Source organism: Paracoccus jeotgali (genome assembly GCF_002865605.1).
Classification (GTDB): Bacteria; Pseudomonadota; Alphaproteobacteria; order Rhodobacterales; family Rhodobacteraceae; genus Paracoccus; species Paracoccus jeotgali.
The window spans coordinates 14362-28805 of record NZ_CP025585.1 but is presented as its reverse complement, the minus strand read 5'-3'; the positions used below and the strand labels follow the sequence as shown (position 1 = coordinate 28805).

At 58.3% G+C, this 14444-nt stretch carries 12 protein-coding genes; 11 read left to right on the top strand and 1 reads right to left on the bottom strand.

Annotation, left to right across the window (positions count from 1 at the left end; genetic code table 11):
• Positions 1-327: 327 nt before the first annotated feature.
• The 4 genes from CYR75_RS16155 to CYR75_RS15855 all read left to right on the top strand — a co-directional run bounded on the left by CYR75_RS16155 (position 328) and on the right by CYR75_RS15855 (position 5564).
• On the top strand, positions 328-750 hold the full coding sequence (locus CYR75_RS16155) for a hypothetical protein (RefSeq protein WP_158644710.1): 423 nt from the start codon (positions 328-330) through the stop codon (positions 748-750).
• Between the two features lie 79 nt (positions 751-829).
• On the top strand, positions 830-2707 hold the full coding sequence (locus CYR75_RS15865; RefSeq protein WP_101501224.1) for a glycosyltransferase family 2 protein: 1878 nt from the start codon (positions 830-832) through the stop codon (positions 2705-2707).
• A gap of 141 nt (positions 2708-2848) precedes the next feature.
• Positions 2849-4921, top strand: coding sequence for a glycosyltransferase family 2 protein (locus CYR75_RS15860; protein ID WP_158644709.1), 2073 nt, complete (start codon positions 2849-2851; stop codon positions 4919-4921).
• Positions 4922-5024: 103 nt separating this feature from the next.
• Positions 5025-5564, top strand: a complete 540-nt coding sequence (locus tag CYR75_RS15855; RefSeq protein ID WP_101501222.1) for a recombinase family protein — start codon at positions 5025-5027, stop codon at positions 5562-5564.
• Between the two features lie 56 nt (positions 5565-5620).
• On the opposite strand, the gene CYR75_RS15850 is transcribed toward CYR75_RS15855, so the two are convergent.
• Positions 5621-6532, bottom strand: coding sequence for a LysR family transcriptional regulator (locus CYR75_RS15850; RefSeq protein WP_225972962.1), 912 nt, complete (start codon positions 6530-6532; stop codon positions 5621-5623).
• A gap of 74 nt (positions 6533-6606) precedes the next feature.
• On the opposite strand from CYR75_RS15850, the gene CYR75_RS15845 reads away from it, so the two are divergent.
• The 7 genes from CYR75_RS15845 (at position 6607) to CYR75_RS15815 (ending at position 14433) form a co-directional block, all read left to right on the top strand.
• The gene (locus tag CYR75_RS15845) at positions 6607-7482 is read left to right on the top strand and encodes a carbon-nitrogen hydrolase family protein (protein ID WP_225972959.1); all 876 of its coding nucleotides are present in this window, start codon (positions 6607-6609) and stop codon (positions 7480-7482) included.
• Positions 7483-7567: 85 nt separating this feature from the next.
• Positions 7568-9079 (top strand): ABC transporter substrate-binding protein, encoded by a 1512-nt coding sequence (locus tag CYR75_RS15840; protein ID WP_225972958.1) that lies wholly within the window; start codon positions 7568-7570, stop codon positions 9077-9079.
• Between the two features lie 33 nt (positions 9080-9112).
• Positions 9113-10690 carry an ABC transporter ATP-binding protein gene (locus tag CYR75_RS15835; RefSeq protein WP_318779007.1) on the top strand — a complete coding sequence of 526 codons (1578 nt, stop codon included), beginning with the start codon at positions 9113-9115 and terminating at the stop codon, positions 10688-10690.
• Positions 10687-11610 carry an ABC transporter permease gene (locus tag CYR75_RS15830; RefSeq protein WP_101501218.1) on the top strand — a complete coding sequence of 308 codons (924 nt, stop codon included), beginning with the start codon at positions 10687-10689 and terminating at the stop codon, positions 11608-11610. Before CYR75_RS15835 ends, CYR75_RS15830 begins: the two co-directional genes overlap by 4 nt.
• A 32-nt stretch (positions 11611-11642) precedes the next feature.
• Complete coding sequence (locus CYR75_RS15825; RefSeq protein WP_101501217.1) at positions 11643-12467, top strand: ABC transporter permease; 825 nt, start codon at positions 11643-11645, stop codon at positions 12465-12467.
• 8 nt (positions 12468-12475) lie between these two features.
• Entirely contained in the window at positions 12476-13192 is a 717-nt protein-coding gene (locus CYR75_RS15820) for an RraA family protein (RefSeq protein WP_158644708.1), read from the top strand.
• A 161-nt stretch (positions 13193-13353) separates the two neighbouring features.
• Complete coding sequence (locus tag CYR75_RS15815) at positions 13354-14433, top strand: PLP-dependent cysteine synthase family protein (protein WP_225972961.1); 1080 nt, start codon at positions 13354-13356, stop codon at positions 14431-14433.
• Positions 14434-14444: the final 11 nt, after the last annotated feature.

Sequence of the window (14444 nt, the reverse complement as noted above, 5' to 3'; positions counted from 1 at the left end):
CACTTCAGCAGCGGATCAAGCAAGTCGGTGGGCAACAGCCAAAAATGCCCGCACCCTGCCAACTGCCTGTTTTGGCCGAAGGCGACCTCGCTCCACCTTCTTGACCTCTGCAGCCGATAGAAGTATCGCGCTGTGGCTGATAAGATCGAGCTAGAAGGATCTAGAGCACTAGCCATGATGTGGTCTAATCGTCGACGTCCGCCACTTCGGCAACCATGCCGACCGGCCCACTAACGGTCAGCAGCGTCACGCTTTCCACAAGCTGCCGCAGCCGAGAAGAGCCAGATCTCTAAGTCATCTAACCTGAAAATAGCTGGTGCTTGTTATTTGAGCGGTAGACTCATCCCATCATTCGCCAATCTTTACAAAGAGGTAGAGGACTTGCGACTACTTAAGAGAAAATCCGCAGCTGCGAGCAATCAAAATCTTCGTCCCAACGAGCAAGACGATCTCTTGCGCAGCTACCTGTCGCTAAAGGATGACTTTGAAAAAGTTGCTAAGGCAGAAAGCACAATGGTCAAGAGAAATCTCAAGCTGATGAATGAGCTGGCGTCCCTGGAGGAAAAACTAGACATTCAGGAAAAAGCTAAGATATCGACAATAGCAAACCTAGAAGCGCAACTACATGCGGAAAGAGAGCAAAAGTATGCGGCGGAATGCAGGGTCGCAGAATACCTAGCTTCGACTTCTTGGCGAGTAACTGCTCCGCTCAGGTCAGCGCGATCCATGGCGTTTCGCTTTAAGCGGTAACAGCTTTCACAATCAGATTGATAGTTTGGCGTCCCACCAAAAAATATTTCTGCTATTTAGAAATCGGAACTGACAAAAAATGACTATCCCGAAAATATCTGTAATTGTTCCGCTTTATAATACCGAACGCTACTTAACAAAGTGCCTTGAATCTATTATGGCGCAGACGTTGAGGGAAATCGAAATAATATGCGTTGACGACTGTTCACCAGATAAGTCAGCAGAGCTTGTCAGCCAATTTGCTAAACAGGATAAGCGAGTTCGGCTTATTAGACATGATCAGAATGCTGGCCTTGGCGGCGCTAGAAACACCGGGATCATTAATGCCCACGCCGATTATGTAGCAAGCGTAGATAGCGACGACTTCATTGAGCCGGATTTTCTTGAGGCCCTGTGGCAAGCGACCGAGGAGGGTCGGTTTGACGTAGTTGTTTGTGGTTACAAGAAGGTTGATGCTGAAGGCCGAACGATCGGAACCGGAATGCAGAAAGTTGCAACTATGGACCCTATTCCTAAAGAACAGGATCCTTTCAAAATCTCTGATCCGGCATTCTGGAACAAGTTATGGCGGAAATCTCTGTTTACTGAAAGTGGAATATTTTTTCCCGATCATATTTATCATCAGGACTCTGCCACGACTCCCAGAATTTATACGAAAGCAAAAAACGTGAAATTTATCGGGGGGACACGGTACAATTACCTGATCCGCCCCGATAGCGTTACTCAATCAGTTAGCGACAAACACTTGATCGATCGGTTTAGGTGTGTCGACGTCCTAAAAGAGTTCTTTATTGAGCAAGGAATTTACGAAGACCTTACCAGCAGCCTGACCGAGAGAATATATAGTGGATATTCCTACCATGTAGGTAATGTCATTAAAAATCGTCACGGAGGGGATAGTGTAACGGATGCCTATCTTCGTCACCTTCTGATTATGCGGGAAGGCTATCTTGAACACGACATGACGGTTCGAATGATGTCCTTGGAGGAAAAGGCTGACTACTTACTTAAACACAAGCCTATTCCGCGCGTGAAGTTACCTGCGGGAACCGTTTCGGCTTCAGCACAAAAGGAACCTGAACCTCGCCCGCCGCTGCCATCCAATCCTAGGATAATGGTCCTAACACTCTTTTCTGGTGAGAACGAATTCGAAGAGTGCTGTTCGGCCTTAGACGGACAGGTCCATAAAAACTGGGATCATAAGGTCTTTAGAGGGTTGGGCAACCATCAAGCCCATCGATCCCTTTACCAGTTCATTATGGACAATAATAGAGATTATGACCTGTTTTTCAAGCTAGATGCTGATATGGTGTTTTCTCATTCGGGAGTGCTATGTGAGATCATCAAGATCTTTCGGGATCGCCCTGCTCTGGACCATCTTATTGTTGCCTGCGACGACTATATGACTGGCGAGAGAATACTAGGGGTCCATACTTTTAGCGGTCGAGTTCGTTGGAGAGAGTCTAGCTCTGGAATATTCAACGACCCTAATCCTGCCTGCGCTGGAACTAGGAGGATTATTCGAGATCCGGCTAGTTCGTTTTTTAAGCATGCGTCTGACCCTTCGTCTCTGCAAGCCTTTCACTTTGGCGCTCATCGGGCGCTTAAGCTAGTTCAGCGGGGATACTCTATCGCTGAGAAACGCGTCGCAGCCATGCAGTTGCAGTGGGATGTTTTAAACGGCCTTTGGAGGCAATACAAAAAGCATGGGGATAGGAGGCACATCTTAGCTCTTGTGGCCGCTGACCTAGTTATTCGAGGCAAGTTGGGTGACGGTGCTCATGATTATCATGACCCTGATCTGTTAATGCAGTATGATGTATTCTCGGTGTTTACTGGCGCAGCCTTAGCAGAGCTGGTTAGGGAAAACTGGGACGACGAAGAGCGGCGAGTCAGCTATTTTAATTTAGCTGTGGGACCAGAGGGATTGGAGAAACTTAAGTTGGAAGCAGCTTAGGATTTTCATTTGCGCGGCTTCGTTTCCTAGCCTGAGCGTTTGGCGTCTTGCGGCCGGACTACCAACAAATGGTCGCTGTGGCTGCTGGATGAAAGTCCGATGGCGGCTCACAGTTACTGCATTTCGGAGCGGAGTAGAAATTTGCTGAACTGCCAAGGTTACGTGAGTGCTAATGATGAGAGTTCGCTTGGAGGCAGAGGTTCTTCCGAAATTGAAACACTCCTAAGAGGGGCGACAGCCCATCTTTCCAAGCACGAATTTTCCTCTGCTCAGATGATATCTGAGCAAATCCGCGTTGCTACCGACCGTTTTGATCCCGAAATTCGTGTGCAAGGGGACAATCAACCCCGTCCCTATACAATTGCCGTCGTTGCTCACGTTGCGCGCGATGAACACCATCGGTTAGTCAACACCCTGATTAACCTCAACTGTGAGCGGTTCGAGATTATCTTCCTTGAAAACGCGATGGACGATATTTGGGTTCTCCCCATAGAAGCCGCGTCATCCAACGTCACGGTTGCGCGGTTGAAGTTCAACGCGGGTATTGGAGTTGCGCGCAACTTGGCGCTTAGACTCGCGAGCGGAGAAGGCATTATTTTTATCGATGATGATGGCCACGCCTCAGCCGCGTCAATTGAATCCCTCATCTCGACGTTCGAGGTGTATAAGGCAGCCGCCGTTCGGGGACGCGTCGTGTTGAAAACATCCGGGCTTGAGCCACCGGCACATTATGCACCCGGAACTGATCTACGGCAGCACTACTGTGATATCGAAGGCTTTGCTGTATGGCGAACTGCGTCGGCGCGGCGCGTTGGCGGCTTCGATCCTATTCTCTACGGTCACGAAGGCGTCGATCTTACGGCGCGAATGTTTCCGTTCGAGGGCCCTGATGCCTTCCTCTATGAGCCTAGCGCTGTTCTTGAGCATGATTTTTCGCGTGACACCGCTGGTGCGGAAATGAAACATGAGCGTCACCGGAGATTAAGGAAATACTGCGGCTTCAAAGCAGAGCATTTTGATGACGTTTTGCGGCTTTTCGAGAGCCAGATACATCGCAACCCGGTTGCTAGGGCGACTTTATTTCAGCGGAAGTGGTTTGTCGCAGATGGCCCAACTCAAGTCGGTAAGGCGAAGGCGCCCGTAGGTATCCTTACAACCTGCTATAACGGCGGCGCGTTCATCCCGGATTTTGCTGCGGCGCTTGCCGCTCAGACCGACGACGCGATTGAGCTGATCTTCGTTGATGACGGGTCTGATGATGGAAGCGTCGAGATGCTCGACCGTTACCTCCCGCCATCCATATCCCGACGCGTGATCGAAGGCGGTCGTTTGGGCCGTTCTGGCGCGCTCAATCTTATATTAGACGCTGCAACGACAGAGCTATGCATGATTGCTGATGTCGACGACATCATGTTCCCCTATAGGACCGCTTGGACGCGGAAGGCCTACGAAGCCTTCCCCGATGCAGACATGATTGGCTTTATGATCTGTGACTACAATTTGCATAGCCGAGCGAGTCGACCGCTCCCAGTGCGAAGAACAAACCTGCAAGTGCGTAAGCTACTCGGAATGCCGGCCCCCTTTCCTGCTTTCTCGTTCAAACGAGCATCCATCACTGAGCAGTTCGACGTGGGTATGACGGCCGGTATCGACTGCGACTGGCTGTTTCGGTCGCTGAACCGTGGTGGATGCCAAGGATATATTTTGCCTCTCCTCGCGGCATTTTACCGAACTCACAACGGTCAGATTACCACAACAAGCCGTGAGACGCAGCGGGCGGTGGCTCTGCAAAACATTGCAGAATGTCATGCTTCTATCCTAGGGACAGAACCGAAAGTCACACTCGAAATTGAAATGCTGACTGGTTGGACCCCGATCCGGAGCGGGCAGGCGTTCTGGCAGGTAAACGATTATGCTGTCTCTCTTATGGAGGCGATGGCGGACAAAGAGCTGCCTTGGGCCGACGAGGCTGCGATAGAGATCACGAGGCATCTCGATGCAGTTCGCCTGTTGATCGCCAGAAACGATTCTAAAGCTACCGCAAAAGCCGCTGAGGAGGCGCAAAGCCTTCTTACACAGAAGGTTTCTACTATCGCAGAAGTTTCGGCACGCTGCGCTGAGATTGAGACGGAGATTGAAAGAGTTATGTCATCAAACTCGATGAAGATCACGGCTCCCCTTCGAGCTTTGGCTAGAATAATCCGAGGAGAATAGATCTCTACCAAAAATGCTCGTTTTTGGCGTGCGCCGCTATACCTATCATTGACCCCGCCACAACCCCCTGCCAGAACCATAATAGTTACTGAAGGTTTTTGGGATGATCTTGGGCTATGCGCGTGTCTCAACGGAAGATCAATATCTCGATGCTCAGATAAGTGCGCTCACGGCGGCCGGTGCCGAGCGCATCTGGGCCGAGAAGATTTCCGGCTCGAAGCGAGCCCGGCCGGAACTGGAACGGATGCTCGATCAACTGCGGCCGGGCGATGTGGTCGTTGTGACGAAGTATGACCGGCTGAGTCGGTCTCTTCAGGACCTTCTCACGCTTGTTGAGCAAGTTCGGGGCCGTGGCGCGGGGTTTCGTTCGTTGGCAGAGGACATCGACACCACCACGCCCGCAGGCCGGCTGGTGTTTCACGTCTTCGCTTCGATCGCCCAGTTCGAGCGTGAACGGATTGCAGAGCGCACCCGCGAAGGGCTGGCAGCCGCTCGCAGGCGCGGCCGGGTCGGAGGACGCCCCCCTGCCCTTTCGCCTGAGCAGAAAGAGGAGGTTCGGCGCCTGCGCGACAGCGAGGGCCGCGGGATCGCAGAATTGTCGCGATTGTTTCGCGTTAGCGAGAACACCATCCGGCGGGCATGAGCATTGCTCAGGCCCTTAACGCTAGCCCCGTTTTCCTCTGCGATGAGCGGCGATAGCTATTCCGTAAACTGTGCAGCGCGTGCGTGTCGGCTGGCCGCTGACGCATCGACGAGCGCAGTGAGAACCACCTCGATCTCCGGCAGATGACGCTTGTCGGCTTGGCAGCGCAGGAAATAGCACCAGTCGTCGTCGATCGCCTGGTCGGACAGCGCGACAAGACGTCCTTCTGCGAGATCCCTCTCCAGGAAGCATCGCCGACAGAGTGCGATACCGAGGCCCGCAATGGCGGCACCTTGCAGCAGAACCGACCCCTCTAGCATCAAGCCCGAGCCGCTGGCCGAGCGGGCGGGGTGCCCGGTGAGTTCGTGCCACTGCGACCACATCCTCAGATCTTCGTCGAACAGAAGCGGACCGCTTGCCAGCAATTCGTCCGGGCAACGTCCCCCAAGCAGCGCAGGCGAGCAGACCGGAATCGCGTCCCCTGGCAGCAACGCGATGTCCTGCCCCGTCAACTGATTGCGGCGAGCGAACTGGATCTCGATATCTGGCCGCGGGGTGACGGGCCTGTCGGTTTGGGACAGGCTGAGATGAAGATTGATTTCCGGATGTTTGGCATTGAACCCGGCGATGCGTGGCATCAGCCAATGGGTGGCCACCAGCGGCAGGCAGGCGAGGCTGACGCTTCGCAACCCGCGCAGCGGCAAGCGGTCAATCTCGTGGCGGATCGCGTCAAAGGCTTCATGGGTGACGCCAGCAAGGCTCTTGCCGGCGTCGGTCAGCATCGTCACTCGCCCCTTGCTGAAGAAGAGCGGGTCGGTGGCCCAAGCCTCGAGGATCTTCACCTGATGGCTGACGGCCGAATGTGAAATGCGCAGATGCCGTGCTGCGGCGGTGATCGAGCCAGCTTGATGAATGGCCTCGAGCACGCGCAGGGCGTTCAGGGATGGAAGGCGTCGGATCGGACTCATGATGCCCAATGTGTTATCTTTTTAGACGTGATCCAAATAGTTTCTGCTTTTTAATCGGGCGCAATGACTTCAGGATGATCGAAAATCGAACCGGAGGCATGAGCATGCAGCAGAATTTACGGCTCTGCATCGCGCAAATGACATCGACGAACCAGCATGCGGGAAACATCGCCTTCGTCGAGGACGCCGTGCGTCACGCGGCGGCGCAAGGATGTGATCTTCTGGCGTTGCCAGAGGCTGCAGGCATGGTGAACCGGGACCGCGATGACGCCCGGCGGCAGATCACCGAAGAGGCCGACGACCCTTTCATCAACGCCTGCAAACGTCTGGCGGCGGAACACGGCATCTGGATTCAGACAGGTTCCACGCCGATCGCGAGTGGCGACGGGCGTTTCCTCAACCATGCGAACCTGATCAACGCGAGCGGCACATCGGTCGCGAGCTATGACAAGATCCACCTGTTCGATGTGTTTCTCGAGGGACGCCCGGCGACGGGTGAATCAAGCCGCTATGCGCCCGGGGCAGAGGCCGTGCTGGTCGATACGCCCTGGGGGCCCTGGGGGCTGACGATCTGCTATGACCTGCGGTTTCCGCATCTCTACCGGGACTTCGCCAGACGGGATGCGACTGTGATGTTCGTTCCCTCGGCCTTCACCATCCCTACTGGCGAGGCCCATTGGGAAGTTCTTCTGCGCGCCCGTGCGATCGAGAACGGCGCCTTCGTGGTCGCGGCGGCGCAGGTTGGCAATCACGATGACGGGCGGCAAACCTGGGGTCACTCGCTGGTTGTGGATCCTTGGGGCAAGGTGATGGTCGACATGGGCGGGACGGATCCGGGGCTGGAAGTGATCGATCTGGACCTGGGACAGGTCAGACGCACGCGCGACCAGATCCCCTCGTTACGGAACCAACGCGACTATAAGCTGCGGCATATCACCGGCAGCAACTGAAACAGCACCTGGAGGGAATCTAATGAGGACAACACGCAGATCATTGCTCGCGAGCGCCGCAGCAATCGGTGCAGTGAGCGCCTTGATGCCATTTCGCGCTGTCGCTCAGACCCGACCCGATCTGGTGATCGCCGTCGACAACCTGTGGGAAACCATGGACCCCGTCATCGGAATCTCGACGTCGGGCGGGCGCGTGCATTGGAACCTCTTCGACACGCTGGTGCGCCGCAACCGCTGGGATGACCCCGACGGCACCGAGCTTGTGCCATGGCTGGCCACGAGCTGGGAGCGGACCAGCCCGACAATCTGGACGTTCCAGTTGCGAGACGGTGTGAAGTTCCACGACGGACATGTCATGGACGCCGAAGACGTGGCCTTCTCGATCTCGGAAAAGCGGCTTTGGGGAGAGGAGCCCGAAGCGCCCCGCGGCACCCGCTATGCCGCCGGCATCGTCCGTGTCGAGGCCACCGGGCCGCTGACCGTCGAGATCGAGACCGAGGCGCCCGACCCCTCGATTCCCTACCGCATGGTGACCCCTATCGGTTTCGTGCTGCCCAAGCATTATTATGAAGAAGCCGGCCGCGATGCCTTTGGACAAAAGCCGATGGGCACCGGCCCCTATAAGCTCGTGTCGTTCAATCCTTCGACGGAACTGGTGGCCGAGGCGTTCGACGACTATTGGAACGGCCCGATTCCGGCCCAGAGTCTGACCTTCAGGATCGTGCCCGAATTCTCGACCCGTTATGCCGGGCTGGCGGCGGGCGAGTTCGACGTGATCGTCAACATTCCCTCTGACCAGATCGAGGTGGTCCGATCCACGCCAGGCATCAAGGTTCTGGAGAAATCGATCGAGAACTATCCGATGTTCGCGTTCAACACGCTGAACACTGAGGATCTTCCGGACAACCCGTTGACCGATCCGAACCTGCGCAAGGCCATGGTCTCGGCCATCGACCGCGAGGGCATCACGCAGGCGCTTTGGGGCGATGCCACCTTCGTTCCGACGCCGTTCAACTTCCCCGAATACGGCGATTATTACGACCCCGACCGCAAGCGCGCCTATCCCTATGATCCCGAACGCGCCCGCGAGCTGCTGGAAATGTCTGATTATGACGGCGAGGAGCTGATCTGGCATATCGTCCGCGGCTTCTATCCGAACTACGAAGTCGCCGCCGAATTCATGGTTGAGCAGTGGCGTGACATCGGCATCAACGTCCGCATCCGGATCGTGGACAATTTCTCGCTGGCCTATGAGCGCCCGTTCCACCTGCTGAACATGTCGATGTCGAGCGAATTTTCCGGCGACCCCTACCGGCCGCTCTGGCTGGACTGGGGTCCGGATTCCAGCCGGACCACCGCTGCGCACAAGACCTGGGTGCCTTCGGATCGCTTCCTCGAGATCGGCGAACGCTTCGAGGATGCGCAGGACTTCGAAGCCCGCAAAGCCGCCTATCTTGAGCTGGTAGACGAGTGGGAGGACATCACGCCAGGTATGTATTTCTGGCGTAACGTCGTGAGCTTCGGCATCCGCGAGGATTTGAACTGGGACCCCGGCAACAGCGACGTCACGATCTTCGACAAGATGTTCATGGGCTAGATGCCGGCCCCCTCGCCTTCTCCCGTCCTGACGGTGCGCGATCTGACCATCGGATTGCCGTCAGGCGCGGACCGCGAATTGGCGGTCGCCGACATTGATCTGACGATCGCGCCGGGCGAGACGCTGTGCCTGGTCGGCGAAAGCGGGTCGGGAAAATCGGTGGTCGCACAGGCGATCATGGGAATGCTGGCTCCGGTCCTGCCGATGACCAGTGGCACCATCGCCCTGCAGGGCACGCAAAACCCGCCGCAACGCTCTGCCGCCTATAACGCCTTGCGCGGCCCTCGCGTGGCGATGGTGTTTCAGGACGCCGTATCAAGCCTGAACCCGATCCAGCGGATCGGCCGACAACTGGAAGAGATCCTGCAGGTTCATGGTGTTCCCAGGCAAGAGCGCCGCAAGCGGGTGATGGACATGCTGGCTGCGGTCTTGCTGCCCGATCCGGAACGCGCCTACCGGTCCTATCCGCATGAGATGTCCGGGGGCCAGGCACAGCGGGTGGTGATCGCCGGGGCGCTTCTGCTCAACCCGGCCCTGCTGATCGCGGACGAGCCGACCACAGCGCTCGACGTCACCACGCAGGCCGAGATTCTGGAGCTGATCGAGAAGCTGAAGGCGGATTTCAACACCGCGGTGCTTTTCATCACCCATGACTTTGGCGTCGTCGCCGATATCGCCGATCATGTCGTGGTGATGAAGGACGGCCGGATCGTCGAGGCGGGTTCCGCATCTGCCGTGCTGAAGAACCCCCAGCATGGCTATACCAAGCGGCTGCTCCGGGCCGCGGCGCTTGATACTCGTGCGCCCACGGCATCCGACGAAGATTTTATTCTCGACGTGCGCGACCTGTCGCTGACCTATCGGCGCGGCATGTTCTTCAACCGCACCGAAGTTGCCGCGGTGCGCGATGTGACCTTTGCTCTGCGCAAGGGGCAGACGCTGGCCGTGGTGGGGGAAAGCGGGTCGGGGAAATCATCGCTCGCCAAGTGCCTGCTCCGGCTTCAGGATGTCGACAGCGGAAGAATCCTGTTCAAGGGTCAGGATGTCACCACCCTTCAGGGCGTCGGATTGCGGAAATTCCGCTCCAAGGTGCAGGTTGTCCTGCAAGACCCCTTCGGTGCCCTCGACCCAAGGTTCAAGACCATCGACGCCGTGGCCGAGGGTCCGATCATCCACGGCATGCCAAAATCCGAAGCGCGCGCCCGCGCGATGGACATGCTCGAGCTGGTTGGCCTGACCCCACAGGCCGGAGAGCGTTATCCGCAGGAATTTTCGGGCGGCCAGCGTCAGCGTATCTGTATCGCGCGGGCTCTGGTGCTTGAGCCTGAGCTGCTGATCGCTGACGAGGCGGTCTCGGCCCTCGATGTGTCGATCCAGGTGCAGATCCTCGATCTTTTCGCCGATCTTCAGAAAAGGCTGGGCTTCTCGATGGTTTTCATCACCCACGATCTGCACGTGGCTGCGGCGATCTCTGACGAGGTGCTGGTCATGCAGCATGGTCGCGTCGTCGAACAGGGGGCCACAGCAGACGTGTTCGCCAATCCGCAAAAGCCCTATACAAGCGACCTTCTGCAGGCCGCGCCCGGACAGAAGCGGCTGCTGGTGGCATGATCGGGTTCATTCTTTCCAAGGTGGCCCGCGCGGTGATCACGCTTTTGGTGACGGTAACGCTGGTGTTCATCTTCATCCGCTTCTCGGGCGATCCGGCCGCCGCCCTCGCGCCGCCCGACGCGCCGCAGGCGGTGATCGAGCAATACCGCCGCGCTCTTGGCCTCGACCAGCCGATCTGGGTCCAGTATGCAGGCTATCTCGGCCGTATCGCCCAAGGCGATTTCGGATATTCGATCCATTCCGGCCGCCCCTCGCTCGAGATCTTCCTTGACCGGTTGCCCGCCACCCTGCGTCTGGGCAGCACGGCGCTTGTCATCGCACTGATCTCGGGGCTGACCTTTGGATCCATCGCGGCGTTGAACCGGGGGCGACCCATCGACAGGCTGGTCATGGGGTTTTCGGTCTTCGCCTTTGCCATGCCCAATTTTCTGTTCGGGCTTGTGATGATCCTGGTCGGCTCACTGGTCTTCAACGTCTATCTGGGCGGACAGGGGGCGACAGGATCATGGACCGGCTTGCTCGCACCTGCCCTGACGCTCGGGCTCGCCTCGATGGGCAGCTATGCAAGGTTCACCCGCTCTTCGCTTCTGGAAACCATCAACAAACCCTTCATGCTGGCCGCAGAAGCCCGCGGCATCCCCTATAAGCGCCGCCTGATCCGGCATGCCTTGCCCAATGCGGCCATTCCGCTTGTCACCCTGGTCGGCCTCTCAATTGGAAGTCTGATTGCCGGATCCGTCGTGACCGAGCAGGTCTTTGCCTGGCCCGGGGTCGGACAGCTGCTGGTCCGGTCGGTCGCGACCCGTGACATTGCCACGGTCCAGTTTCTTGTGCTGGCCATCGCCGCGACGATGATTGTCGCCAACCTTGTCGTCGATATGCTGTATCTGGTGATCGACCCGAGAATCCGGGCCCGCTGATGGCAGAGGTTACCACATACCGGCGCCCGCCAATGCCCATGGCCGTTCGCCTCTCTCTGGGCTTCATCACCCTCTTCGTGCTCTTCGCGCTTTTCGGACAGTGGCTATCGCCGCATGAGTTCCGCGCTACTTCGCTTCTCGACCGGCTGAAACCGCCGGTCGGCTTCGGCGGCACCTGGACCTATCCGCTTGGCACCGATGCACGGGGCCGCGACCTGCTGGTGCGGCTTGCGGTGGGGGCGCAGATCACCCTGGTCGTTGCGGTGGTCGGCACCTTGATCGGCGCGGTGCTCGGTTCGCTTCTGGGGGTGCTGGCGGCCGCCCGGCGCGGATTTGTCGAAACGGTTGTCATCGGGGCGGTCGATGTGCAGGCCTCGCTGCCGATCATCGTCGTGGCGCTTTTCGTGCTGGCCATGTTCGACAGCAGCTTTACCCTGTTCCTGCTGCTGATCGGCCTGACCGGGTGGGAGGTCTATGCCCGCCTCATGCGCGGCGCGGTGCTGGCGGCGAAGGAGCAGGGCTATGTCACCGCGGTGCGCGCGCTCGGGGCCTCACCCTACCGGATCTATCTGCGCCACATCCTGCCCAACGTGATCAGCGTGGCACTGGTCCAGTTCACCGTGAACCTGCCGCTCACCGTGCTGCTGGAAACCGCGCTGAGCTTTCTGGGTCTTGGGGTCCAATCGCCGCTGACCAGCCTGGGCCAGATCATGAGCGAGGGCCGCGACCGCCTGCTGACCGCCTGGTGGCTGACGCTGTTCCCCGGCACCATCATCTTCCTGCTTGCGCTTTCGATCAGCCTGGTGGGCGACTGGGTCCGCGACCGGTTCGACCCGACACTCAGAACCCAGAAGTGAAGGTCATCATGAATACCCCCCTGCCCCGCCCCCCGAAATACTTTCTCGGACCCGAGCCAGCACCGCTGGACGACGATCTGATCGCGCTTCTGGCGCAGCTCGAAACCACGATGTTCGGGCATATCCTTTATTGGGGATCGATGGACCGCGGCATTCAGGCCAGCCGCGGCTTTGCCCCGCGAACCGTGGGGCGCGCGCTGACCGTCCAGTGTCCGGCCGCGGATTCGACCATACTGCACCACGCCATCGGGCTGGCGAAGCAAGGTGACATCCTGGTCATCGACCGTTTGGGGGACGACAAATATGCCTGCCTGGGCGATGGGGTCGCCGCCGCGGCGCAAGAGGCCGGAATTGTCGGCGCGATTATCGATGGCCCCTGCACCGATGCCGACGAGATGGCCCGAATGCAGTTCCCGGTCTGGTGCCGCGGCACTGCGCCGGTGACGACGCGGCTTCTCGACATCGCTGGTCGGGTGCATGTTCCGGTGAGTTGCGGCGGCACAGCCGTCATGCCGGGCGCTGCCATTCTGGCCGATTCCGACGGTGTCTTTGCCCTGCCACCCGATGAAGCCCGCACCATGGCAGAGATTGCCCTGACCCGTGGCCAGATCGCACAGAAGCGCCGCGAGACCCGAGCGCCCGGTGTGGCGCTTGGCGCGGCAACCGGTGCGACCCGCCTGGTCGAAGCCGAGCTGGCACGCGATAATGGCAAGCCCTCGCAATAAAAGGGCGTGCTTGTGACCCGTTGTTTTGCTGGCGCGACGGTCGCCAGCGGCGGGAGTCTCGACCCAGCAGGAACCCCCTCCGGAACTGAAGAGATGACATGATGACCAGCCGCCCCTTCGCTTCCCTCTCGACCGGGCAGTTCCCGCCACTGCCCGACACCATGCAGGATGAATGGCAACGAAAGGCCATTACCATCCTGCAAGGTGACGCCCGCCGGTCAGCCGATACCCACCTCATCAAGCCAAGCTTTCCCGGCCTCGAGGGGATCTCGATCTACCTCAAGGATGAAAGCACGCACCCGACCGGCAGCCTGAAGCATCGCCTTGCCCGCTCGCTTGTGCTTTACGGCATCTGCAACGGCAAAATCCGGCAGGGCACGACCCTTGTCGAGGCCTCGTCCGGCTCTACCGCCGTGTCCGAGGCCTATTTCGCCGATCTGCTGGGATTGCCGTTCATTGCCGTGATGCCGCATTCGACCTCGCGCCAGAAGGTCGTCGAGATCGAGCAATGCGGCGGCAAGTGTTATTTCGTGGACAGTGCGGCCATGGTCTATGACACTGCCCAGAGGATCGCGCTGGAGACGGGCGGCCATTATCTCGACCAGTTCACCAATGCCGAGCGCGCCACAGATTGGCGCGGCAACAACAACATTGCCGAGAGTATCTTTCAGCAGATGGAGGGCGAGGAATTCCCCGTCCCCGACTGGGTCGTGATGAGCGCCGGCACCGGCGGCACCTCGGCGACGATCGGGCGCTATATCCGCTACCGCAACCTTTCGACCCGCCTTTGCGTCGTGGATGTCGAAAATTCCGCCTTCTATGATTGCTTCGTGAGCGGCGACCGGGATGTGACCTGTTCGCAAGGATCGCGGATCGAAGGCATCGGTCGGCCGCGCGTCGAACCTTCGTTCTTGCCCGATGTCATCGATCACATGATCCGGGTTCCCGACGCGGCCTCTATCGCGGCGATGCGGATCCTTTCCGATCGGATCTTCCGCCGTGTCGGCGGCTCGACGGGAACCAATTTCTTCGGCTTGTGCTGGATCGCCTCGAAAATGATCGAGGCCGGACAGGCAGGGTCATTGGTGTCGATCATCTGCGACAGCGGCGGGCGCTATGGTGACACCTACTACAGCGAAGATTGGGTTGCGTCACAGGGGCTCGACCTTGCCCCTTGGACAGACGCGCTCGAGCGGTTCCTCAACACCGGCAAGCTTGAGTTGCCAAGACGGCCGTCATGATTATTTTGCCG

Excerpts from the sequence above, each read along its gene's own strand:
- CYR75_RS15865 (WP_101501224.1), top strand. The coding sequence starts at position 830 with ATGACTATCCCGAAAATATCTGTAATTGTTCCGCTTTATAATACCGAA.
- CYR75_RS15855 (WP_101501222.1), top strand. The coding sequence starts at position 5,025 with ATGATCTTGGGCTATGCGCGTGTCTCAACGGAAGATCAATATCTCGAT.
- CYR75_RS15850 (WP_225972962.1), bottom strand. The coding sequence starts at position 6,532 with ATGAGTCCGATCCGACGCCTTCCATCCCTGAACGCCCTGCGCGTGCTC.
- CYR75_RS15845 (WP_225972959.1), top strand. The coding sequence starts at position 6,607 with ATGATCGAAAATCGAACCGGAGGCATGAGCATGCAGCAGAATTTACGG.
- CYR75_RS15840 (WP_225972958.1), top strand. The coding sequence starts at position 7,568 with ATGCCATTTCGCGCTGTCGCTCAGACCCGACCCGATCTGGTGATCGCC.
- CYR75_RS15830 (WP_101501218.1), top strand. The coding sequence starts at position 10,687 with ATGATCGGGTTCATTCTTTCCAAGGTGGCCCGCGCGGTGATCACGCTT.
- CYR75_RS15825 (WP_101501217.1), top strand. The coding sequence starts at position 11,643 with ATGCCCATGGCCGTTCGCCTCTCTCTGGGCTTCATCACCCTCTTCGTG.
- CYR75_RS15820 (WP_158644708.1), top strand. The coding sequence starts at position 12,476 with ATGAATACCCCCCTGCCCCGCCCCCCGAAATACTTTCTCGGACCCGAG.
- CYR75_RS15815 (WP_225972961.1), top strand. The coding sequence starts at position 13,354 with ATGCAGGATGAATGGCAACGAAAGGCCATTACCATCCTGCAAGGTGAC.